20 protein-coding genes are annotated in these 23,592 nt (G+C 46.9%); 7 read left to right on the top strand and 13 right to left on the bottom strand.

All coding sequences use genetic code 11. The features are described 5' to 3' along the window. Window positions 1–387 precede the first annotated feature (387 nt). Window positions 388–1,653 carry a M16 family metallopeptidase gene (locus QUA97_RS19740; protein WP_333195623.1) on the bottom strand — a complete coding sequence of 422 codons (1,266 nt, stop codon included), beginning with the start codon at window positions 1,651–1,653 and terminating at the stop codon, window positions 388–390. A gap of 332 nt (window positions 1,654–1,985) precedes the next feature. Between QUA97_RS19740 and QUA97_RS19735 the strand changes: the two genes are divergently transcribed. Further along, complete coding sequence (locus tag QUA97_RS19735) at window positions 1,986–3,014, top strand: hemerythrin domain-containing protein (RefSeq protein ID WP_333195622.1); 1,029 nt, start codon at window positions 1,986–1,988, stop codon at window positions 3,012–3,014. 352 nt (window positions 3,015–3,366) lie between these two features. Here QUA97_RS19735 and QUA97_RS19730 read toward each other — a convergent pair whose 3' ends face one another. The 3 genes from QUA97_RS19730 to QUA97_RS19720 form a co-directional block, all read right to left on the bottom strand. Next, the gene (locus QUA97_RS19730; protein ID WP_333195621.1) at window positions 3,367–5,934 is read right to left on the bottom strand and encodes an MSCRAMM family protein; all 2,568 of its coding nucleotides are present in this window, start codon (window positions 5,932–5,934) and stop codon (window positions 3,367–3,369) included. A gap of 318 nt (window positions 5,935–6,252) precedes the next feature. Further along, the gene (locus tag QUA97_RS19725; RefSeq protein ID WP_194070538.1) at window positions 6,253–6,447 is read right to left on the bottom strand and encodes a hypothetical protein; all 195 of its coding nucleotides are present in this window, start codon (window positions 6,445–6,447) and stop codon (window positions 6,253–6,255) included. Between the two features lie 173 nt (window positions 6,448–6,620). Continuing rightward, window positions 6,621–8,552 carry an SdrD B-like domain-containing protein gene (locus QUA97_RS19720; RefSeq protein WP_194070537.1) on the bottom strand — a complete coding sequence of 644 codons (1,932 nt, stop codon included), beginning with the start codon at window positions 8,550–8,552 and terminating at the stop codon, window positions 6,621–6,623. Between the two features lie 288 nt (window positions 8,553–8,840). On the opposite strand from QUA97_RS19720, the gene QUA97_RS19715 reads away from it, so the two are divergent. From QUA97_RS19715 to QUA97_RS19705, 3 genes are all read left to right on the top strand, one after another. Next, window positions 8,841–9,272, top strand: a complete 432-nt coding sequence (locus QUA97_RS19715) for a hypothetical protein (RefSeq protein WP_333195620.1) — start codon at window positions 8,841–8,843, stop codon at window positions 9,270–9,272. 45 nt (window positions 9,273–9,317) lie between these two features. Next, the gene (locus QUA97_RS19710; RefSeq protein ID WP_228050298.1) at window positions 9,318–10,229 is read left to right on the top strand and encodes an RNA-guided endonuclease InsQ/TnpB family protein; all 912 of its coding nucleotides are present in this window, start codon (window positions 9,318–9,320) and stop codon (window positions 10,227–10,229) included. A 99-nt stretch (window positions 10,230–10,328) separates the two neighbouring features. Continuing rightward, window positions 10,329–11,126, top strand: a complete 798-nt coding sequence (locus QUA97_RS19705) for a peptidoglycan-binding domain-containing protein (protein ID WP_228050297.1) — start codon at window positions 10,329–10,331, stop codon at window positions 11,124–11,126. Between the two features lie 1,205 nt (window positions 11,127–12,331). On the opposite strand, the gene QUA97_RS19700 is transcribed toward QUA97_RS19705, so the two are convergent. After that, window positions 12,332–14,074 carry a DUF1565 domain-containing protein gene (locus QUA97_RS19700; protein ID WP_228050296.1) on the bottom strand — a complete coding sequence of 581 codons (1,743 nt, stop codon included), beginning with the start codon at window positions 14,072–14,074 and terminating at the stop codon, window positions 12,332–12,334. Window positions 14,075–14,087: 13 nt separating this feature from the next. Then, entirely contained in the window at window positions 14,088–14,270 is a 183-nt protein-coding gene (locus QUA97_RS19695; RefSeq protein WP_228050295.1) for a hypothetical protein, read from the bottom strand. Between the two features lie 293 nt (window positions 14,271–14,563). Between QUA97_RS19695 and QUA97_RS19690 the strand changes: the two genes are divergently transcribed. Together QUA97_RS19690 and thiS are read left to right on the top strand one after the other, a co-directional pair. Next, a complete protein-coding gene (locus QUA97_RS19690; protein WP_333088632.1) occupies window positions 14,564–15,646 on the top strand; it encodes a thiamine phosphate synthase in 1,083 nt (360 codons plus the stop codon). A 180-nt stretch (window positions 15,647–15,826) separates the two neighbouring features. Continuing rightward, the gene (thiS, locus tag QUA97_RS19685; RefSeq protein ID WP_194009021.1) at window positions 15,827–16,039 is read left to right on the top strand and encodes a sulfur carrier protein ThiS; all 213 of its coding nucleotides are present in this window, start codon (window positions 15,827–15,829) and stop codon (window positions 16,037–16,039) included. A gap of 246 nt (window positions 16,040–16,285) precedes the next feature. Here the strand turns inward: thiS and rpmA are convergent, their stop codons facing one another. The 5 genes from rpmA to QUA97_RS19660 all read right to left on the bottom strand — a co-directional run bounded on the left by rpmA (window position 16,286) and on the right by QUA97_RS19660 (window position 19,533). Further along, window positions 16,286–16,582 (bottom strand): 50S ribosomal protein L27, encoded by a 297-nt coding sequence (rpmA, locus tag QUA97_RS19680; RefSeq protein WP_194008994.1) that lies wholly within the window; start codon window positions 16,580–16,582, stop codon window positions 16,286–16,288. A gap of 27 nt (window positions 16,583–16,609) precedes the next feature. Then, the gene (gene rplU / locus QUA97_RS19675) at window positions 16,610–17,002 is read right to left on the bottom strand and encodes a 50S ribosomal protein L21 (RefSeq protein ID WP_194008993.1); all 393 of its coding nucleotides are present in this window, start codon (window positions 17,000–17,002) and stop codon (window positions 16,610–16,612) included. A 413-nt stretch (window positions 17,003–17,415) separates the two neighbouring features. Further along, the gene (locus QUA97_RS19670; protein WP_333088635.1) at window positions 17,416–17,631 is read right to left on the bottom strand and encodes a hypothetical protein; all 216 of its coding nucleotides are present in this window, start codon (window positions 17,629–17,631) and stop codon (window positions 17,416–17,418) included. 337 nt (window positions 17,632–17,968) lie between these two features. Beyond that, entirely contained in the window at window positions 17,969–18,478 is a 510-nt protein-coding gene (locus tag QUA97_RS19665; RefSeq protein ID WP_333195619.1) for a DUF3122 domain-containing protein, read from the bottom strand. Window positions 18,479–18,588: 110 nt separating this feature from the next. After that, a complete protein-coding gene (locus tag QUA97_RS19660; protein WP_333195618.1) occupies window positions 18,589–19,533 on the bottom strand; it encodes a hypothetical protein in 945 nt (314 codons plus the stop codon). A 464-nt stretch (window positions 19,534–19,997) separates the two neighbouring features. On the opposite strand from QUA97_RS19660, the gene QUA97_RS19655 reads away from it, so the two are divergent. Continuing rightward, window positions 19,998–21,542 (top strand): NB-ARC domain-containing protein, encoded by a 1,545-nt coding sequence (locus tag QUA97_RS19655; RefSeq protein WP_333195617.1) that lies wholly within the window; start codon window positions 19,998–20,000, stop codon window positions 21,540–21,542. Window positions 21,543–21,557: 15 nt separating this feature from the next. Here the strand turns inward: QUA97_RS19655 and petJ are convergent, their stop codons facing one another. After that, window positions 21,558–21,935: a cytochrome c6 PetJ gene (gene petJ / locus QUA97_RS19650; RefSeq protein WP_194070307.1), complete on the bottom strand. Its 378-nt coding sequence runs from the start codon at window positions 21,933–21,935 to the stop codon at window positions 21,558–21,560. Between the two features lie 74 nt (window positions 21,936–22,009). Then, a complete protein-coding gene (glpK, locus tag QUA97_RS19645) occupies window positions 22,010–23,497 on the bottom strand; it encodes a glycerol kinase GlpK (RefSeq protein WP_333195616.1) in 1,488 nt (495 codons plus the stop codon). Window positions 23,498–23,592 lie beyond the last annotated feature (95 nt).

The raw sequence follows: 23,592 nt of genomic DNA, 5'->3' as shown, positions 1-23,592 counted from the left end.
TCCTAAATGATTGTCTGTAGGGACACGGCATTGCCGTCTCCCGGACACGGCACTGCCGTGTCCCTACAGATGGATTTGGGGGAAATCACATTTATGTTCGCCGCACGTGATAATGATTTAGGATTGCTATATAAGGACGGGGCTTTAGACCCAACTTTCTGGTAACAAAATCTACTCGATCCGGCTGCGCCGTAAGCGCAAAAAACCTCGGACAAACAAACATCTATCCGGTACAAAAGATATTAGACCTCTTTTGCAAAATCGGAAAATACCCTGAAATCATCTGGGTGAATCAGTGTTTATCTGTTTGATATCTGCGGTTTCTCGATCGAGTCCGTGACTTCTCCTGTGAAATCTGAAGTCTATTGATATTCACTTGCTTAACAATCAAACAGGCTTGAGCACCACAGCCGCGTAGCGACGGGGAGATAAATATTGTTGAGCTAGACGCTGCAGGTCTAATGGTTGAAATGCTTTAATCGTGGTGGGATAGCTGAGCGCTAATTCGGCAGTAGCGATCGTACTGTAATATCCGTAAAGACCGGCTAACTGTCCCGGCGTTTCGATCGAAAAAGCAAAGTCATTGCACAGCAAACGCTTACAGCGCATCAGTTCTGCCTCCGAAACCGGCTCAGATTGCAATTCCCAAAGCCGATCGCAAATCCGAGCTTCCACTCCTTCGATATCATCCGCTTCCAAGACTGCACTAATAGTAAACAAACTAGATTCCCGTTGTAGCGAGAAAGAGCTTTCTATCGCCTCTACCAATTGTAATTCTTCGCGCAGTTCCCTGACCAAACGCGAAGTCCGCCCGTCTGCGAGCAACACTGAGAGCAAATCTAAGCCGCAAGCATTTTGCAACTGTTCAACTCCCGGCCCAGTCCAGGCCATCATCAGCCGCCCTTGTTCCAGTCGGGGGATGCGGAGTTCCTGACGGCGGATTTCTACCAGGGGCGGTTCCGCTTCTGCTGCAAATTTGGGACATTCCCACGGATCGGAAAATCGATCGAATGCTTTCTCTGTGATGTCTCTGGCTTGTTGTTCATCAATTCCCCCGACTATCACCACAGTCATATTATCCGGCTGATAGTGCCACCGATGAAAACACCGCATTTCGTGGGGAGTTCGCGACATCAGCAACTCTTCGGTTCCTAGTACCGATCGCCTGTAGGGATGTCGCTGGTAAACTGTTTCCATCAATGCTTGGAAACCCAGCCAATCGGGACTGTCTTGAGCTTGGCGGATTTCTTCGAGCACCACATCTCGTTCGCGATCGAATTCTGCATCGGGAATCGCAGCGCGCAGCAGCAATTCTGCCAGTGGCTGCGCCGTTTCTGCTAAATAATCAGCCGCAGCGTTGACGAAAAAATGGGCGTAGTCGTGACTTGTAGCTGCATTGGCGACACCGCCGCGATTTTCGATTACTCGGTCAAATTGTCCTGGGGCGATCGAATCCGTCCCTTTAAATATCATGTGTTCGAGAAAATGAGCCATTCCCGACCAAGCATCGGTTTCCCGCGTAGCGCCAGCCTTCACCCACACGTCTAGCGCAACCACAGGTGTGGCCGGCATCCGTTGGTGAATGACCGTTAACCCATTGTGCAGCTTCCAGACATTGGCTGGGAACTCTAAAGCAGCGAGCAGTTGAGACAAGCTAGTTATTCTTAAACTTTAGTTAACTTCGGCTGCAACTATGGTAACGCTTTACTGATTTGCGATCTGGATTAATTGATACAAAACTCAGTTGACTGTTGGCTGTTGGCTGTTGGCTGTTGACTGTTGGCTGTTATTAAGGGTAATTTTGGCTTTTTTTTAAAACGACCTTAGCCTTAATCTAATACCATTTTTTTGTTTAAAAGTCAATAGGTTGCGCGGGATATTAATGAATCAGTCGGGAGAAAGAGGAAGCGATCGGAATATTCCAATAAATTAAAAGATATCAGAACACGAAAGAACACTAAAGACATCGAGAGGAGACACGACAGATGGTAGCTACCTTAGAAGATACCAAGCGCCAAGCGATCGCAACTAAATTAGCAGACATGAAAGCAGTGCAAAATCTGCTGATTGCTAACGAACAATTGTTCATCAATTCCTGCAGCGACTCCGAACTGCGCGATCGCTTCCGCGATATGCTCGAAGACGATCGCAAAAACTTGGGCGTACTGGAAACTACGATCGTCCAATACGGGGTTCAAAGCGAACCCAAAGAAACCACCACAAAAATGATCGAAGCAGTTCACAAACTAATGAAAGGTTCTGAACTCACAATGTTTGAAAAAGTGGGTCAGCACGAACTGCTCAAACACCAACAAACAATGGCCGGAATGTTAGTTCACAAAGCCGCTCAAGTAGTCGGCGCAGACATCGAAGCAGCCATTACTCCCCTCAACACAGTTAACTTTGAAAACCGCGCTCACCAAGAACAACTCAAAGGAGTTCTCGAAATCTTGGGCGTGCGGGAACTGACCGGAAAAGACCCCGATCAAGGCGTTTGGGCTCGCGTCCAAGATGCCGTCGCTGCTATGAGCGGCATCATCGGCGGTGCTGTCACCCGCACCAAAGATGAGATGAACATTGTCGAAATCATCACAATGGATCACCGCAAAGTCGATACCCTATTTATGGAAATCGAAAAAACCGAAGATCCTCAAAAACTGCAAGAATTCTTCGGTCAACTTTACAAAGACTTAAGCGTGCACGCAGAAGCCGAAGAACAAATAGTTTATCCCGCAGTTCGCAGCTACTACACGGATACCCAAGAACTGTACGACGAGCAAGCAGAAATGAAGCAAATGCTCGCCAAAATCAAGGCTATGAACCCTAGTTCTGCGGATTTCAAAGCTCAAATCAAACTGCTCAAAACAGCGGTTCAGGATCACGTCAAGCAAGAAGAAGGCGATATGTTCCCTCAAATTCGCCGCAACTTTAGCGAAGCCCAAATGGAACAAATGGCTACTAAATTTAAAGCAGCCAAAAGCACGATTCAGCAAGAAATGGCTAAGATGAGCTAATTCAGCAGCAAGCTAATTTCCACTCTGGCAAAACTAGAGAATAGCTCAACTGCAACCTATCAATCCCGCTACCAAGGTGGCGGGATTACTGTTTTGTTTAACACCAATGTTCTACTTTATTGAGATGGATTTGATATTACTTGTAGGGGCGAGTTGACCAACAATACTGGCCAATAACTGACAATTTCAAAAACTCTTCCTCTGGTCGGGATATTACTTGATATAACTCCTAAAGGTATTTATGCACAAGTCGCGATCGCAAAAAACTGCACCCCAAAATTATATTTTGACGTGCAGTTTAAACCAACTAGCTGCTAATTGCTGAGTCTGAAACTAGAGACTCAAACTAACCTTAAAACAGCGGAGTCGAAGTTGGAGCGCCCAACATTAATTTAGGTTCATCAAGCTTCTGAGCTTCTAAAAACGATACGATGGAAGCTTCCGCCGCATCTTTCAAAGCGTTGAAGTCAATAAAGCTACTTACGCCTTCTGGTGTAGGAGCGAGCAAGCTATCAACACTGCTCGCTTGCACCACAGCGGAACCGCCACCGTTAGTCAAAGGATCGGTGCTAGCAGCCGCAACACCCGCGTCGCCAGTCAGCAAATCGATGCTAGAACCAGTTCTTGTTGCCGCTGGTAGAGGCACCGAAGGCGAAGTATTGGGGCCCGGCACGTTAAAGGTAACAGGATTGGGCCCGGTTGGGATCGGGAACGGATTTTGAACGCTCGGATCGAAGACTTCCAAAACCGAGTAGTTCTCAGGGAACAAATTGGGAAATACAGCAATCCCGTTAGCATCCGTTCTTACCAGAGGTTCAGTTGCCGGATCGTAGCGGCCGTTCTTGTTCAAATCCAGAGTAAATGGGATATCGACCAGGGGCGGTTCGCCTGGATCTTGTGTGCCGTTACGGTTGTCGTCTCGGAATTTAGGCACCGACAGGTCATAGGTGCGAGAGTTGCCAATCAAAGCGCAGGTAAAAGTTTGATTGGGGCCCAGAACAATATTCAGCGCTGGAGTCGTCTGGAAGAAACCAGGAGGAGGTACTTCTCGAAGGTTGTAAGTACCCGGAGTCAAATTGTTGAACGCAAAGCGACCAAACTGATCGGTAGTCGTAGTGGCTTCCCCTGCATCCAAAGCACCGTTGTTATTCGTATCGAGATAGACAGTAACGTTGGGAATCGCCGGTTCATTTCCGTCTCGATAGCTGTTGAGGTTAAAGTCCTCGAATTTGCAACCGGTGATGTTGCTGTTCGGCGTGTTGGCAAAAGTAACGTTAGCGTCCTGAGTGCTCAGAGTCACGGGAACAGCAACAGATGTAGAAGGCGAGAAACCAGCCGGTACGACTTCTCGCACGGTGTAACTGCCCGTCGCCAAGTTGGTAAATGCTCCTCTTCCTTGGGCATTAGTCTGTATTTGTTGTTCTCCGGTGTCAGCAACCCCATTATTGTTGGTGTCGATGAAGACGGTAACACCGCTAAGGGGTGCTTCACCCTGAGTTGGCTCGTAGCGACCGTCTCCGTTCAGGTCATTGTATTTGAATACAGTGATGTTAGGTCGAGTGTTGCCCACACCAGCATTCGTTCCAGCGCCAGTATTAGCTCCCACAGGAGTAAAGGTAAGTGCCGGTGAGGGGTTAGTCGCTGGGAAAGCCAAAGGCGTGTTCGCAAAAATCGGTCGTACACCCGTGACTGCAATAGAAGGTTCCCCTGGCTGTTGGATGCCGTCTAAGTTGTTGTCTACGAATTTAGGGTCGTTTGGTTTCAGTGTATAGGTTGAGTCTGCTACTAACAGCGGTTGCTCTCTGCTGATCGAGGCCTGGAACCGTGCCTGCGGGCCTGGTGCAGAAACCAGAGCGGGGTTGGGAGTTGTTGCTACTGGAGCATTGAGATTGCCGGGAGGAATGTTAGGCCCACCTACTTCGCTCAGAGAGGTTTGGGGAAAAACTTCCAAAACTGAATAATTGGCCGCTCGCAAATTTTTAAAGGTAGCCACTCCGTTGACATCGGTGATGGCAACTGGTTCAGCGGCGGCTCCATCCCAGCGACCGTTACCGTTCAAATCTAAAATGAAGGGTACGTTAGCAATGGGGGATTCCAAAACTCCATTGACCACATTTCGCGTGCCGCTGCGGTCTAGGTCCCGAAATTTGTTAATTTCAATTTGATAGAGCGGAGTGTCACCAACTTGAGCGCAGGCAAAGGTTTGGCCGGCGGCTACCGTTACGTCGAGTACGGGAATGTTGTTGGGTGGGGTGCTTTGGGGGAAATCTTGTGTTTCTAAAGGTTCTGCGGTCGGACTGTTAACTCTTAGTCCGTTTGCATCAACTTGTGGTGCGATCCGTTCTTCCCGAACTTTGTAGGTTCCGGGCGCTACGTCAAACGACCACGCACCATTTTTGTCTGTTAGGGTGTTGGGTTCGCCTGCATCGCGTTGGCCGTTGCCATTTATATCAAGATATATCCTGACATTTTTAATGCCCGGTTCATTCCCGTCTCGAAAGCCGTCGCCATTTACGTCTAGGTATTTGCATCCAACGATCCGGCTGCCCACAACTTGGGTGTTGCCAAAGAAAACGTTGGCGTTTGTGTTTCCAACAGTTACAGCGAGGGGATTGGGAGTCGTACTACGGAAACCTGCGGGTACTGTGGTTTCTGTGAGTACGTAGTTGCCGGGAACAAGATTGATGAATGAGAACGATCCGTTGGCGTTTGTCAGTACGGAGACATCCCCTGCATCTAATGTGCCGTTGCTGCCGACCGCAGGTTCGAGGAGAATGGGGACGTTTGCCAGACCCGGTTCATTGGCCTGTCTGATCCCATCCGCATTCAAGTCATTGAACTTGATGCCTATAATTGCCGGGCCTGCATTCCCAACCTGTAATTGCTGGGCAATCCGCTCTTCGTTAGTTAAATCTGCCATGATTTCTCTCCTTCACACCTAAATCCACGTTAATTACAGACTACTGTATGGGTTTGTCAATAGCTGAGTAGCTTTTGCTAGTCGCTGACAATTGCCACTCGATTTTACATACGTCTGCGCTTGAGGTAATGTTCCCCATCTCACACAACAATGCCTCAAGCTTTGTCGCTGGCAAGTATATCAGGTTTTGAAGAACCCTGGCAATTTGAGGGCAACCTCTTCAAGATTTGCACGCCTTCTGTGTCCCTACTTACTTGCTGTTTCGAGCTTTAAAAAGCCTAAGACTTAGTGTTCTCCCCGATATCTAGTCAGGCTGCATCATTCAGGTTTGTCACGGTTCGCTGTGAAGAGGCGATCGCAGCCTCTGGGATTGCCAACCTGAAAAAACTTTAGACCGATCGAGCGATCGGACTCGAACTGACTTGCTTTGCCTGGAAATATGTCGGTCGGCCTTGGGGAACTGTCTGATAGTTTCTCACTCACGATCGATCCTAAAGCCTCTGAATCTTGCATCCAATATACAAGCCTGCTTCGGAGTTGCCGGAACTCAGGCTTGAGTGTTGGAGGTTGCCAACAATACGGTATCACGCGATCGCCCTTTAACCACTTCCCACTGTCGATCGGCGGTTTGGGCTTCGCGGCGATTCCGGTTCCCGATCGCCGCGCCGCGCCTACTTTTTTTTACCCTACATCACCGACAAATCCCTCGCACCCGACGGCACGAAAGAGTTTCCGAGATTCCAATTAATTAATTCGTTTTTATTGACAAATTCACCCACTTGTGTATTTGGCTCCCGACCGACATTCTGTTGCCCCAAGTTAGGAAGATTGCCTAAACTCGCCGCTTGTCGATCGACCAAAAAATCACTAATTGGATAAATAGCACGACCAGCGCTCGAAAGCAAGCTATCCGCCGCCATCAAAGCCTCCGGTTCCGCACCCGCAGAGTTGCCCCCATCCGTCAGCGAGTCGCCACTCAAAGATTTAGCCGATCGACCCTCAGCCTCTCCCGTCAGCAAATCGATAGTGCTAGCCCGAACATCTGCCGAGACAACAACCACCGCAGGCGGAGTCGTTTGAATGAAGCCCGGAGGCTGAACTTCCCGGATTACGTAACTACCTACCGGAACGTTGCGGAAACTGTAATTCCCCTGACTGTCGCTCAAGGTACTCGCTTCGCCCGGATCTAAACTGCTGTTGTTGTTGAGGTCGATGTAAATTTGGGTATTGGCGATCGGCGGTTCCCCGGCATCGAGGCGACCGTTGGCATTAAAATCGTTAAATTTGACACCGCTAATCGTCCCCGTTACCAACACGTTACCAAAGCTGAGGTTAGTCGCATTTGTGCCGTTACCGACGGTAATAGGAGTCGGACTTGGCGTGGTTTGTCGAAAACCGGGCTGCGGGACTTCCCTCACGAAATAAGTGCCTTGGGGCAAGTTGATAAAAGAGAAATTGCCTTGGGGGTTGGTTAAAGTCGAAGGTTCATTGGGATCGCTAGCGTTGTTGTTGTTGAGGTCGATGTAAATCGGCCAGTTGGCAACTCTCGGTTCCGTCGGTTCGTTGATACCGTTAGCGTTGAGGTCGTTGAACTTGAAACCGCTGATGCTGCCGGTGGGGAAATTGTTGCCGAAGTTGACGCCGACAGCGTTAGTGTTGCCCGTAATGTCGATCGCCCCTGGATTTGGCGTAGTCTGAACCCATCCGGGCTGCTGAACTTCCCTCACCAAATAGCGGCCGGGGGAAACATTGCCAAAAGTGTAGTTACCTTCCGGGTTAGTGATGGTATTCGGTTCGCCCGGATCGAGGCTGTTGTTGCCGTTGAGGTCGAGATAAATTTGCCAGTTAGCCAGAGGCGGGTCAGTCGCGTCTCGGATGCTGTTGGCATTCAGGTCATTGTACTTAATACCGCTGATGCTGCCGACAAAAAAGACATTGCCAAAATTGACGTTGTTGATATTGGCATTGGAAGTAACGTTAATCGGGCCAGGGTCTGGCGTAGTTTGGATAAAACCCGGTTGCTGGACTTCTCTCACCAAATATGTGTCTGCAGGAATATTGACAAATGCGTAATTGCCTTGAAGGTTTGTAATAGTAGAAGGTTCGCCGCCGTCGAGCCTGTTGTTACGGTTGAGGTCGAGATAAATTTGCCAGTTAGCTAGGGGTTGTTCCCCTGGGTCTTGGCGGCCGTTGCTGTTGATGTCGTTGAATTTTGTCCCGGCGATCGTCCCGGCGTTGAAGTTGTTGCCAAAATTGATATTGCCAGCAAAAGTCCCGCTGTTAATCGTGATGGGCGCGGGATTGGGCGTAGTTTGGCGAAAGTTCGGCTGCTGGACTTCCCTAACTTGGTAAGTCCCAGGCGGCAGGTTGGCGAAGGTGTAGTTGCCTTGGGCGTTGGTGACGGTGGAAGGTTCGTTAAAGTCAAGTCGATCGTTGTTGTTGAGGTCGAGGTAGATTTGCCAGTTGGGAATTGGCACTTCGCCGCCATCGGGCCGCCCGTTGGCGTTGAAATCGTTGTATTTATTGCCGCTGATGCTGCCGACTTGGAAGTTGCCGATGTTGACGTTGCCGATGTCTATTTGGCTGGCGGTTCTGGTGGGGATGCTGGATTTTGTCATCGGAAAATGTGGGTGGAAACCCCGTTATTGTAGGACGGCTTTATATTGGATACAATTTTAATTGTCAAAGACCCACCCGTGACGATGGAGACATAAACCCGCGTCTCCAAAGTTTGCGAACAATCGCAACGGGGCAGAAAAATCGGTGGCGTTGCTGAATGAAAGTATGATGGGTCTGTAGGGGTAAAGCAAAGAGTGCTTACCCCGTCGGCGGTGAGGGCAACCACAGGGGGATTGCCCGGAGGATTTCATCTCCTAATTCAGCAACGCCAGTAAGCGAACAAATCTTTGCCCGAACTATTGCCTTTGGCGTTTTCAACAGATAAGATGGTTACAGAGTCTGTTGAAACCATGAACCAAGTTATCACCGCCAAACTAAAGTTAAAGCTCACAGCCGATCAGAAATCAGTAGTACGCGATACTACGTTAGCTTATCGTGACGCTTTGAACTATACCTCGGTAATTGCTTTCGACAATGGCAAGTCTAGCAAGGGCGCTAAGTTGCAAAAACTGGTTTACAACAATTTGCGCTCTGATTTTAAGTTAGGCGCGCAGATGGCGTGTAACGTACCCAGGCAAGTCGCTGCAACATTTAAAGCATTGATGACAAAGGTTAAACAGAATAGCGAAGTAATAAAAAAAGGATACACTAAGAAGCGATTTAAAGGGCTTGACAAAGCTCCCAGATACTCGTCTCGAACCGTGACCTTGAATTACTAGCGCGACTATTCCTTTAAGCCCGGTCAGCAAGTCAGCATTGGAACATTGAATGGTCGTATCGTTGTCTCTTATGAAGGCTGGAATAAACACTTAGACTTAATCAGATCCTGCTCAAAAATTGGAGCAGCGAAGATAGTTTACCAGCGTTCTTCCAAAACTTACTATTTAATGGTAAGTATTGAGATTGAATTACCAGATATTGAGCCAACTACCATCACCAGAATTGCTGGTGTTGACGTGGGAATGAGATATCTGGCAGTAGAAACAGACCTCAACAATAAGTCTGCCTTCTATTCCGGTAAAGCATCACGACATCGAGCCAATCAATATCAGAAGGCTCGAAGAACTTTACAGCGTAAAGACACCCGTTCGGCCAAGCGAAGATTAATCGCTTTATCGGGACGGGAGAGACGGTTTATCGCTGATGTGAACCACCAAATCAGTAAAGAAATAGCCAAGCCGGTTAGCTTGATTGGACTGGAAGACTTGACCGGAATCCGTGAAAGAACGAAGTCAAAATCTGGCAAAAAGGCAAGCAAGAAACAGCGCAAAGCTAATCGGAACAGCGCTAGATGGTCTTTCGCCGAATTACACGGTTACATTCACTACAAAGCTAATTTGACTGGTAGTTTAGCGACTAAAGTTCCAGCGCATTACACTTCGCAGAGTTGCCCTAAATGTGGGCATACCTCGAAGGCTAATCGACCGAACAAGGGGCTAATGTTTCGCTGTGAATGTTGTGGTAATGAATTACACGCTGATTTGGTTGGGGCGCGAAACATTGCAATGAGAACGTTGCTCGTTCGGCAAGACTGGACGAGTACGGGGAGCTTGTCAGTATCCCCCGATGTGTCGCGCGATGAAACTAAAGCTGATATCCTGCAAAGGTTTTCAGAATTGCGGTGGAGCGTAGATACAAGCCCTCATCATAGCGGTACTCCGCTTGGTGATGGGTAATTGACTGTTTGCTCTACGGCAATCTAGCAGTTTTTTTGCCAATTGCAGCTATTTCAGGGGATTAATTTTTTGCTCGGAGGGAAGCGCTGAGAATCAAAAATGCCCGATGCCCTGTTTGGCCGATGCCTGATGCCCGATGCCCGATGCCCAATTTTTGCCAGATTTGATGTACGATCGCCAAGAGTTGTGCAGACAGAGGTCGAATTTTCCATGTCCCGAAACCAGACAGCACGCTGGAATGAAGCTCGCGAGGTTCTGAGTTGGCCCCTAGGCTGGGGTTTGTGCGGTTTTTTGGCAATAAGTTCGATCGCCTCTACTCCTGCTGCTGCACAGCTACCGGCCTCCGAACCCGCTAACAATAATAGCCCGATCGCCCAAACAGCCCAAACAGGTGCGATCGTCCGTCCCGCCATCAAATTGGGCAGCCGCGGCTCGGAAGTGCGCGAACTTCAAGCTGCTCTTGCGTTGTTGGGATTTTACGCTGACAGTGTAGACGGGATTTTCTCGCAAAGCACCGCTAAAGCTGTGTCTCAGTTCCAGGAAGCAGCAGGCATCGCCCCAGACGGTATTGTCGGTCAAGATACTTGGAACCGGCTGTTTCCTGCGACTCCTGGGGCGATCGAAAGCCCGATCGCCAACAATCCTGCAACGGCAGAAAACTCAGAGATTAACCCACAACCGCAGCCCACCAATTTTCCGATTTTGAGAAGAAGAATGCGGGGCCCGGCGGTCAGAGATTTGCAAGAACGACTGCGGGCGAAGGGATTTTTGCGCGTTAGTGCTGACGGCGTTTTCGGGGCGGAAACTCAAGCTGCTGTCAAGGCTGCTCAGCTACAATATCAACTACCAGCAGACGGCATTGTCGGCCGCGCTACTTGGGAAGCTTTGCTGCGCTGAAAGCCAGCAAATACTGTCGGATATAGCATTTCTCAGAAAGATGAGCTGTCGCTGGCCCGCGCAGGGCATCGGCCCGCGCAGGGCATAGGCCCGCGCCGGGCATACCTCACTTTCTTGACAACCGCTATATGCACATGGCGCGATCCTCTGCGAGGGCTAACGGGCGATCGTACAAATTGTTAAGTCCATCAACCTAATTAAACATACAGTCTGGAACTCTAAAAAGCCTGCTGTATATACCTTCTTCCTGATGACGCTGTACGGAAAGCTCCGAGGCGACAGCAAAACATGACGTTGGACTAATGACTAATGACTAATGATTAATGACTAATGACTAATGACTAATGACTTAAAAAGTGTCAAGTTTAGTAAAGAAAGTATTGTCATGGCGGAAGTTGGTGTTATGTTAAATACATGAGGGGCAGAACCAAGAAGCAAAAAAAACTTGGATAAAAAATTTGAAATTAGAGTATTTGTCCCGATCGACTCTAGTTCGCAGGCCATGCCTGAATCGTATAGTTTATTAGCAAAGAAAGGTTGATCTTGCGATCGAGATTTGTGAAATAGCTTGAGGCGATTTGAGAAATCGAATGTCAACAAGTTAGAATGGCGATCGCGCAGTCAAACACAGAAGTCTGCATAGGCTCCGCTATTAGCTATATCGCCCGCAGAGCAATTGCCAAAAAGTAAACTTTAGTAGTAGTTTTGCTGGATTTCAGCACAGCTAAAAACCCACTTGAATCAATTTAACTCACAAATGTTTTAGGGTCTGGCATCCGATATGCTAGGCCCTAAAATTTTGCGTGCAGTTGGCAGTTGGCAGTTGGTGGTTGGCAGTTGGTGGTTGGCAGTTGGTGGTTGGCAGTTGGTGGTTGGTGGTTGGCATTAGCTAATAAGCTGTTGCGGCATTTAAACTGTATATCAAAAAACAATAAAACAATGAGTGGGGTGTCCCGCCCTGAATATGCAATGTTTATTTGCGCTACACGTTACAGCTTAATAATATCGTTTCCGGCTGCATCGTCAGGTGATAAATTAGAGGGCAATTCATGAAGGATTTTTACAAATCACCACCTATCTCGGTGCAATTTTCAGTTATTCGATTCACAGTCAACAGTCAACAGTCAACATCATGAGGAATGCAACCGGAATTGATCTAACAACAAACAACTGACAACAAACAACTGGCAACTGCCAAGCCCATTTCATTTAATATCTTCAATGCGAGCATTCAAACCGTTAACGGTGAGAATTTGGAGCAATTCGTCAGCTTTTTCGCGCTCCCGAAAAGCGCCGGCTTGCATTACCGATCGCCCGTTGGTAAAAGTCCGAAAAGCATCGGGAACCAAGGAGAGTATTTTTTGTCTGTCGCCGGAACTCTGGGCATCCACCACAACTCGATACCGGAAACCCAAAGCAATAGCTCGATCGAATGACGGCGAATTCTCCGAACCTGCCACAGAATTACCCCCTAAAATAGCAGGTACGTAGCCGCCCCTTCCTAGAGGAATGTTGCGGCCAGGAACCGGCAATTTACCCTCGGAAGAAACCGAACTAGACCTATCAAAATTGGGCGAAATTATTGGTTGCTCTACTGAACTTTCTCGAACAGATCGAGCATCGGGATCTGGTACGGGAATTGCGATCGCCCCTGGAACAATCGATGCAGCAGTGGCATTTATCGGAGCAATTTCTTGCCGCAACTGAGGGTTAGACGACCTTATGGAAACAGGCTGTGGTGGCGCAATTAGCGCTCTTTCAACTCGGGGAGTTAGCCGCCCCGGAGTGTAAACAGGGAGAGAAGTTTCAGGGCCGCCGATACTCGCAGATCGATCGGACGTTAGCAGCAAACCACTGCCCGCAATGGGCGCAGGCGGGCTAAAAGTTCCAGCCACAGCTACCGAACCCGTCGTGCGATTGCTCAACAATTGATTGCCGTAAGCTGGGATTACTTGACCTTTCGCCGCATTGTTGACATCGTACTGACCGTTGTTGCGAATGACATTGCCCCCCGGTTCGGCCGCAGTTCCCAAATCCGGCAGAGCTCGGGCGATCGCCACAATTCCGTCCCGCTTGTTACTTTCGATATAATTGTTACGCAGCACCGGTCTAGCATCAGCTTGCACCACGACGCCGTCCTTATTCCGAGTAATTTTGTTACCGATCAGCAAAGGCGAGGCGTTCTGCGCTACATTCACGCCAAATCCAGTGTCTTCAAACACATTATCTCGAACTTCCGGCCGGGAACTGCCAAAAATCGTAATCCCGTTAGCTCCATTTTTCGAGAAAACATTGCCGCCAATCGTCGGCCTTCCAGTTCCCACTACCGAAATCCCGTCGTGAGTGCTCCCCGAAAAAGTATTGTTGACAACCGTCGGAGAACTCGATTCGATCCACAAAGCGTAACCGCGATAGTTGGTATTTGTCACTGTCACCCCGCTGAGTCCCGCCCCGTCTGCGCCTAAAATTGCGATGTTTTGACCCGCCGAAGTCGGGCTGAGGAATTCTCCTCCGCCTTTGATCACAATATTCTGGCCGCGAGTGTTGGGATTTCCCTGGACAGTCACGCTGGGTCTGAGCATTAATGGAAATTTTTCGCCGCTTTGAGCGCTGTAAGTACCGGGCGCTAGTAAAATTGCTGTTTTGGGCGGGGCTACGCTTAAGGCGTAGGTGAGGGTTTTGAATGGCGATCGATCGCTCCCGTTACCTCCTGTGTCGCTACCACCGCTAGAACTCACGTAGAGTATGTTAATGTTGCTTTCTGGCGCTTGAGAAAGAAGCTGCACCGGGGGGATACCCGCAGCGACAACTGAGGCTTGAGGGCTATAAAAAGCTGTGCTGGCAAAGACGAGCAGCAAGCAAGAACTTAAAGCTTTCCTTGGCGATGGCGTTCCGCCCCGCAAGCTACGATTTTCTTTGCACTCGCTCTGTTTTGAATTTAGGAACATAAAAAAACACAATTTATCTTTGAGCCAAATTTCGCATTCCCTGTTTCGTGTCTGGTTTTGGCGATCGCAGTTTGATTTCACCCGCCTGCTGGCGTTTTCTGCTGTTAATGTTTTGTTGGCGTTGCTGAATGAAAGTATGATGGATTTGTAGGGGTAAAGCCCCCGTGCTTACCCCGTCGGCGGTGGGGGCAACCACGGGGGGATTGCCCCTACAGATTTCATCTCCCAATTCAGCAACGCCATGTTTTGTTTTGCTCTGCTAACCTGACGGCTCTCCTCCGAAGTGTGGTATGCAGTTTAACGATTCCACTTTGATCAAGTTTGATCTATTATGCTTTGTTTTTTTCAAATTCCCTAAAACTTAAAAATTTGTCAAATTTAGATCCGTTGATGCCAAAATTAGGTCGGTCGTTTTTGCCACAATCTTGACTGTGTGGGAGAATGTAGCAGTTTGAAAGGTAGGATTAATTTTAATTAAGGTGGTTCTGAATGACCGAGAAACAAAACAGAACTTTACCGGCACAGCCGGCACTCTGCCGGATTTTAGATGCAAATCTAGACCGCGCGCGCGAAGGGTTGAGAATTATTGAAGAATGGTGCAGGTTTGGTCTTAACAACGCCGAAAAGGCCCTGGCGTGCAAACAACTGCGTCAGGAATTGGCGGCTTGGCACACGGCAGAATTACGCAGCGCTAGGGATACGCCGGCAGATCCGGGGACGGAGTTGACTCACCCGCAGGAAGAGCAGCGATCGAGCATCCAGCAGCTACTGGAGGCGAATTTCTGTCGGGTGGAAGAAGCTCTGCGGGTACTGGAAGAGTACGGCAAAGTTTACGATCCAAATATGGGCAAGGCTTTTAAGCAGATGCGCTATCGGGTGTATACTCTCGAAAGCGATTTGCTGGCTTACCGGCGCTACCAGCAGTTACTTCGATCGCACTTATATCTGGTAACTTCGCCCCGAGACAATTTGTTACAAGTCGTGGAAGCTGCTTTGCAAGGCGGGCTGACTTTGGTGCAGTACCGCGACAAAACCTCTGACGACGGCGCAAGGTTGGCCAACGCGCGGCAGATGAGCGAACTTTGTCACCGCTACGATGCTTTGCTGATTGTGAACGATCGCGTGGATTTGGCGATCGCAGTGGATGCCGACGGCGTACACTTAGGGCAGCAAGATTTGCCTGTAGCCGAGGCGCGCAGGTTGCTCGGCCCGGGACGGATTATCGGCTGTTCGACTACCAATGGCGAGGAAATGCAGCGAGCTATTGATGCGGGAGCCGACTATATTGGAGTTGGGCCTGTCTACGAAACTCCGACGAAAGCAAACAAGCCGGCGGCGGGTTTGGACTATGTGCGGTATGCTGCTGATAAGTCGCCTGTTCCTTGGTTTGCGATCGGCGGAATTGATATCAACAACCTCGATCAAGTATTGAATGCTGGATCTCAAAGAGTTGCCGTAGTGCGATCGATCATGGAAGCAGAACAGCCTACTTTAGTCACGCAGTTTTTGATCTCGCAGTTGATTCGGATGCAGAATCTGAAGGCCCAGAAAGCTTTGCGAGGGACAAGCTAAATTTATTAGCTTAGTTGATTAGCAATTTGTCGGGCGGGTTTCGTATACCGATATAACCCGTCTGAGTTCGGGTTTTGTCTGACTTTCTGGCGGTTCAAACCGGCGAGTCTTTTCATTTCAAACATATTGAAATATAATTTTGGTACCGAGGCAGCTCTAAAAACTGATAATATTTAAATGATGACAAATCAAATTGCGCTGGAAGTTAACGGAGAAAAACGCAATTGTGCGATCGACACACCGTTACCCAAATTACTAGAACAACTAGGATTAAACCCGCGCTTAATAGCTGTGGAGTACAACGGCGAAATCCTGCACAAACAATTTTGGGAAACCACAAACATCCAAGAGGGCGACATCTTAGAAGTAGTCACAATCGTCGGAGGAGGCTAGCCACAAAGCGAGCGAATCATATCAAATCCCTTGGCATCCAAATGATTCATCTCTCTCTTCTCTTCCTCTGCGGCCTCTGCGGCCTCTGCGGTTAAATCATTCCGAATTTCTCACAAAAATTGTCTACCAAACATGACATCCCCGACTTCTTTAAGAAGTCGAGGATATGGGTATATTGAGATATGAAATCAGGAAACATATCCCCAATTATATACGTTCCCAGGCAAAACCCAGGAACGCATAAAATTAAACTGCGACAGCTTCAGCCACAGCTTCAGTCGCCGCTGCAACCACAGGATAAACACTGAGTTTCTTGCGAGTTTTGCCCTTTCTTTCAAAAGTCACAACACCATCAACCAAAGCAAACAAAGTATCATCTCTGCCGATACCAACATTATTACCGGGGTGAACTTTCGTGCCGCGTTGACGAATCAAAATGTTGCCAGCTTTGACAACTTGACCGCCGTACTTTTTGACACCAAGACGCTGGGAATTAGAGTCGCGTCCGTTACGTGTGCTGCCTGTACCTTTCTTATGGGCCATAATGTCCTCAACTTTATTTACTATTGTTTATTCTGATTCAATTTCGCCAGTTTGGGGAGTTTCCACAACTGCTTGAGACAAATCTCTCGCGGCCAAAACAACACCATTGACTGTAATAGAGTCAATCATAAACCGAGTTGTTTCTTGGCGGTGTCCTTTTTTCTTCCGAGTTTTCTTTTTCGGCTTCATCTTGTAGACGAGGACTTTGCGGCCCCGGAAATGCCGCAGCACAGTTCCTTCGACTGTGGCATTTTCTACTAGAGGCTGGCCGATATGAACGTCGTCTTCGTGCTGGATCAGAAATACTTTGTCAATGGTGACTTGTGATTCAGCTTCGACGTGAAGCAGTTCGATGTCGTAGAAGCGGCCCGGTTCTACTCGAAATTGTTTGCCGCCGGTCTCAATAATTGCGTAGGTCATGGGATAGTCGTTGGGTTTGCCGTACAGGTAGCTGGTTAGTCATTGGTCATTAGTCATTAGTCATTAGTCATCAGTCATTAGTTATGAACTTTTGGCTGTGGACTTTTGGCTGTGGACTTTTGACGGCTGCTCTCCAGCTTTTGGAATGTCTCGACCTGATCCGAGCAGGATTTAGACAGACAATCTACAATTATTGTTGATTTGGGTATTTTTGTCAAGTTCTCCGGTGCGCCGCAATTTTCTAATTAGGCAGTCTTGCACGCAAAGGCGGTCATAAACCGGGTTTTTTTTACGAAAAGGCGCGTTTTCACCCAGAGTAAGGATAAAAAACCCGGTTTCTTTGGTCTGAATGTCGCGAACTGTTAGGGATAAAAACAGAAGATGCTGGACATTTTTATCCAATTTATCCAAATTCAAGCAGTCGCAGAACACCTGCTAGTTCGCAACAATTCCAAAGCCTGATGTCTTACCCGGCCCTCCATCACCTCTTTTTGCAAAGTAATAAAAGCCTCAAAATCTTCCAAACCGTACTTAGTCATCTGCAACTGCTGTCGCAACATTTCTTCTGCCTCAACCGTTAAATAACCCGTTTTTAAAGCTTTTTGGACAATGGTACTGATTAAAGTCATAGTAGATTCACCCTGAAGGCACGCACGTAAACATTGGAGTTTTGTCACCAGACTAACTCTGATTTTAGTTTGTTTCGCGATCGCCCTTCAAATAGGTCAAATCTACCTTAAGGCATATTTTAATCTATCGATTTATCAGTGGAGAATTGTATCAATTTTTACTCAAAAATGCGATTCAATTGATGATTTAACAGCTATTCTTGCAACTTAAGCTACACATAAACAGTGTAGGATACTTTGAAAAAAAACTGGCAATCCCTTGCCATGTCTAGGAATCATCTAATTTTTAAAAATGATATCAAATTTAAAAATGTAGCACAATTTATTGTCACAGGCATTAGTTGGTTTCTAACAACAGTCGCCATTCTCTGACAGCAAAAGGAGGAACCAGCAACGCAGCTTGTTTTTCACCTTTCACAGGCAAGTTCAACCGCAAAGGCTGATTACTTTCGACTTGTGTAATGATTGATTTAAAATCGTATTCTCCGACATTAATCGGCAAATCCGACTCGCTCCAAATATCATTAGCCATGCCCATTGCGCGACTTCCCGCAGCCACATTCAGCGGCACAGGGTGCTGCAATTCTGTTCCTGGAAACCCTACCAATCTCAGATTAAAAGAATTTACTATTCCCGACTTTACTCGTTTGTACAAAACCACTTGCCACGCTTTGTCATCAGTATCGCGCAGGCTTTGTACGGAACGAAACATTACTCTGTCGCCCGCTTCTGGATACTTGTGAATCGAGGCGAAAGCGGGCGGGCTGAGAGTTAAGGTTAGATACAAACACAAGCTAATGATTGTTAAAGCCTTGAAAAAGGAAGGTTTTTTACTGAGATTGTTCATAGGATGACCAAAATATCGCTTGTTACCCAAAAGTTTAATACATAAAAAAGTAGGATGCGTCGCACGCACCCTACTACTCATTTTAAACCTAGATGAATCCAACTGCCTGCTTAGGCAGGGGGAAGAGCATAAAAAGCAACTCCCTCATCCCGGAAATCTGACCTCCCCTGTACCGCACGCCGCTGCTCGTCGCTTGCTGTGAAAAAGTGTGTAATATTTAGCGAATTTTCCCGTTCCCTCGCCAGGTTAGTAAAACGATAGACGGGTATTGCACCCGGAACTGCCGTGCTATATGAATTGAAAACCTCCCCCTGATCGCGGAACTGGGGTAAGGTGCGAACAAAGCTTATCTCACCAGGTTTATTCGTAAAGAAATAGGTTCCTGATGCCGTATTTAAGAAGCGTTCAACCTTGGCATTACCGTCGCCTGGAGCAACAAATTCATCGCCTTCACTCTGGAAACGAGCAGGGTTGGTTAGTCGGTCACTTTTCTCTATTGGATCTGTAGTATAAAAATGCCCTCCTGCCGTCTTGTCAAAGAAACGCGCCACGGGAACGCCACTACTGCCTCCTGGATTTACAGGCGCACCTGTTAGGACATCATTCAAGGTGACATTGCCACTGGGAGTTGAAACCTGTAATGTGAAAGGCCTAGGAAGTTGGTTTAACTCCCTAAAGCTAGTCACACGGACTACATAGTCCACACCAGGCACACTTGTAAGCGGGTTAGAAGCACCATTGGAGTATTGGGTACCAAAACCCGGTATTTTTGGGTTTTGGTTGGTGCCGCTATCATCATCCTCAGCAACAAGAAGACCACTCGTATCAGCGACATTCGCACCCGTGCTGTTTTTGGGTACCTGAAAAACTTGCACGTAAGGGTCGAAGCCAATGCTTAGATCTTTAAAAAGATCAATTGATATAGGCTGATTAACTAAATCTACTTTTAAAAGGTAATCTTTAGCGCGAGTTCTTGCAGAACCATCGAACTTATTAGGAGTCGGGATCTCCTTGTCAGTTGCAGTTAACTGATTTGTCACTTGAACTGATGCCATTTAAACTGTCCTCTTAACTTTTTTGATAGCAGGTGTTATAAAATACTGCCTTCTACATTTATAAAACACTTAAGACTGATAAGTAACCTAAGAGCTATTAGTATTTTTATTAGGTATTTTTGTAAAAAATATACCAACGCGGGAATTAATTTTATTTTAAATAAATTTAACAATTTATGTAAAACATTGTCTGACATCAGTAAAACCCACATTCCGCACCCTACGGTGTCACACAGCATAATTACTTATAAAAATCAATTTTTCAAGTAAAAAGTTATATGTTATTAGAAAAATATTTTTTATCTACGGTATATCAGTATAATTTATAGCTTGAGGGTTCGATAAAAATAAGTAAAAACCGATTGCGACAGTTGAGGGTGCGGAATGTGGGAGAAGAATACACAAAAAGTTAGTGCCTTAAGCAGGTACAATTGTAAATAATTATAAATAATTATAAATATACCATGACAAACCTAAATAAATCCTTACAAATACCAGAACAGAAGTTTATAGAGGCTGCGGCTTGCTGGAATCTCGAACAGTTATATGCAGACTTGACAGCAGCCAAACAAGAGTACGCTAGCAGTACAAAGCAGCGACTCACTCCTTTAGAAAAAACTTACCTGCGAGGATTGCTTTGCAATTATAGTCCCCCGGAAATTGCCACCGCACTCCACCGCGAATGCGCCGGTATTAGAGTAGACTTATCGAGAGGGCTGTATCGCTACATAGAAGTTTTGACGCTCCAACAACCCAAAGACTGGAGAGAAATCCCAAGTATGCTAGAAATATTTGGTTATAAACAAAAGGGGAATGTAGAAACATTGCATCCTACATTGATAAATTATATCCAAACTCCCCAAACTCCCATTGAAAATCCAACTGAATGGGGGATGTTGGCTGATACGTCTATTTTCTACGGGCGCACAACAGAACTTGCTAACTTAGAGCAATGTATTTTACAAGAAAACTGTCGCTTAGTTGCTATATTGGGTATGGGTGGCATTGGCAAAACTGCTTTAGCATCTAAGCTAAGAAATATGATTAAAGACCAGTTTGAGTGCTTGATTTGGATAGACCTCAGTTATGCACCTCTATTGGCAGATACTCTGGCAAATTTGATCGAATCTTTATCAGATAAACCACTAAGCGATTTAGATAAATTGCGGTTAATCAGTCAGGATAAAAAAGTTTTTCTTCAAGCTGCGATCGCTCTCAAAGATCGCTCGCAGCTTGAATCTTATCTAGAAAAACTAATCGCTTCCACAACTGCAATAGAACAGACGATCATCGCTGATGGTATCCAGCGGCTGATTCAGTGTTTACAAAAGCGTCGATGCCTAATAATTTTAGATGAGTGGGAAGCTGTTTTCAGCACTGAGCAGTTAACAGGAAATTATCGAGAAGGATATCAAGTATATGGGGAATTTCTGAAACAAGTAGCAAAATCGCAGCATCAAAGTTGCTTGCTGTTGACTAGCTGTGAAAAACCTAAAGAAATTGCAGCGTTAGAAGGTCAAAATCAAGCTGTACGGTCATTAAAATTGGGTGGTTTGGGAGAGGCGGCTGTGGAAATCCTTAAAAACAAGGGTTTGTCTGAAGAATGTGAATACTCAGAACTGATAGAAGCATACAGCGGCAATCCTTTAGCGTTAAAAATAGTCACAACAACGATTAAGGATATGTTTGGCGGAAGCATTGCTAACTTTTTAAAAAATGGGCTATTTCTGGGAGATTATAGCGATACGTTATCTCGGCAGTTTCATCGCTTATCATCCTTAGAAATCCAGCTCTTACACTGCATGGCGAAAGAAGTCAAGCCTGTTGATATTGAAAAATTGTGTTCAAATATTCAGCAAGATCGGGACTCAGATTTTTTTAAGACGTTGGAATCGCTTTTCAGGCGATCGCTAATTGAAACAGTCCCAGCAGAAACTGAAACCCTGTTCGCGCTTCAACCTGCGATCAAGAAATATCTGATGTCTGTGGCAAGATTGTCTAAGCCATAAATAATAACCGAGGTTCTATTTCCAATCAGTTTCAGCTTGGGATAGCACGTAGGCTGAAACATCGATAATTTGTTGTTCCGACAAACGATTTTTGTAAGCGGGCATAATACCTTTGCCGTTGGTTACTAAGTTGGAAATATTATCGAGGGAATCCATGTCATATTTTTTCAAGGCTTTTTGTTTTAAGTTTTTGCCGCGCCTGATAATGTTGCCGCCGTTGATGTGACAGCCGGCACAGTTGGCGCTGAAGACTTCGGCGGCGGTGGCAGTTTCGGGAGTTGTAGCTGGATCTGCGATCGCGATTTGGGAATTAGTAGCGATTCCTACAAATGCCAGTGTCAGTATTAATACAAAGGCGGTGAAGCTTTTTTTAAAATTATTTAGAGAAATCATCTATTGGCAATTTGAAAAATAGTGCAGGATTTCATGATATCACTAAATACGGGTTTTGGGGTAGACTCACCGATTCATTCTTCCCAGTCGAAGGTGCGGGTAACTGCTTTTTTCCAAAAGCGATATTTTTGCTCCCGAAGGGCGATCGGCATTTGCGGTTCCCAAATACAATCCACCGCCCAATTATCCCGCAATTGAGCTAATTTACTCCAAAAACCCACCGCCAAACCAGCCGCATAGGCTGCGCCCAAGGCAGTAGTTTCTGCTACCACAGGCCGCACCACAGGCACTCCCAAAACATCGCTCTGAAACTGCATCAGCGTACTATTTCCCACCATGCCACCGTCTACTTTTAAAGACAAAAGCTGCACAGCAGAATCCTGATTCATAGCATCCAATATTTCCCGCGTTTGCCATGCTGTCGCTTCCAATACTGCGCGGGCAATATGTGCCTTAGTCACGTAGCGAGTTAAACCTGCAATTACTCCCCGCGCGCTGTCTTGCCAATAGGGCGCGTAGAGTCCAGAAAAAGCCGGCACAATGTAAACTCCGCCACTGTCTTCGACAGTATTTGCTAATGTTTCTACTTCTGCAGATGTGTTGATGATGCCCAAATTGTCCCGCAGCCACTGCACTAATGCTCCGGCGATCGCAATACTGCCTTCGAGAGCATACACAGCGGGCGATTCTCCCATCTTGTAGGCAACAGTTGTCAGCAACCCTTGCTTTGAAGGGACGATCGCCTCACCAGTATTCAGCAGCATAAAACAGCCCGTACCGTAAGTATTTTTCGCCTCCCCAACATTGAAACAAGTTTGCCCCACCAGAGCAGCCTGCTGATCGCCCAAAGCAGCAGCAATTGGAACACCATCTAACAATCCTTTTGCAGTGCCAAAAATGTGACTAGAAGGGCAAATTTCTGGCAGCATACAGCGGGGAATTCCCATTATTTCCAAAGTTTCAGCATCCCAATCGAGGGTTTGCAAATTCATCAACATCGTGCGGCTAGCATTGGTAACATCAGTAACGTGCGCGCCGCCGGTGAGGTGCCAAATTAGAAAAGAATCGACAGTACCAAAAATCGCCTCGCCTCGATTTGCCACTTCCCGCAAGCCTGCGATATTATCCAACATCCACTTGATTTTCGGCCCGCTAAAATAAGTAGCCAGCGGCAAACCGCATCGCTCTCGAAATCGATCTTTGCCCTCAACTTCTGCTAAGCTAGTACAAATTTGGTGAGTGCGGGTATCTTGCCAAACAATCGCATTTCCGTAAGGTTTACCAGTTTTTCGGTTCCAAACAATTGTCGTTTCGCGCTGGTTGGTAATGCCGAGGGCCGCAATATCTTTGGGGTCGATTTTGCCTAGTTCGAGGGTATTTTTAATGACGCTTTGGGTGCGCCGCCAAATTTCATAGGGATTGTGTTCAACCCATCCCGGTTGCGGATAAATCTGCTGGTGTTCTTGTTGGTTGCTGCCAATTATCTGTCCCTGGCGATCGAATACAATAAACCTGGTGCTAGTTGTTCCTTGGTCGATCGCTGCTACGTATTTTTTTCTCAATTATTTAAAACCTTTTTAAGTAGAAGTTGTTAGTTGTTATTGGTTATTTGTTATTGGTTAGTTGTTATTGGTTATTTGTTGGTTGGTAGGGGCGG

This window comes from Microcoleus sp. CZ3-B2 (assembly GCF_036705055.1).
In the GTDB taxonomy this organism is placed as follows: domain Bacteria; phylum Cyanobacteriota; class Cyanobacteriia; order Cyanobacteriales; family Microcoleaceae; genus Microcoleus.
This window is presented reverse-complemented; position numbering and strand designations above follow the sequence as displayed.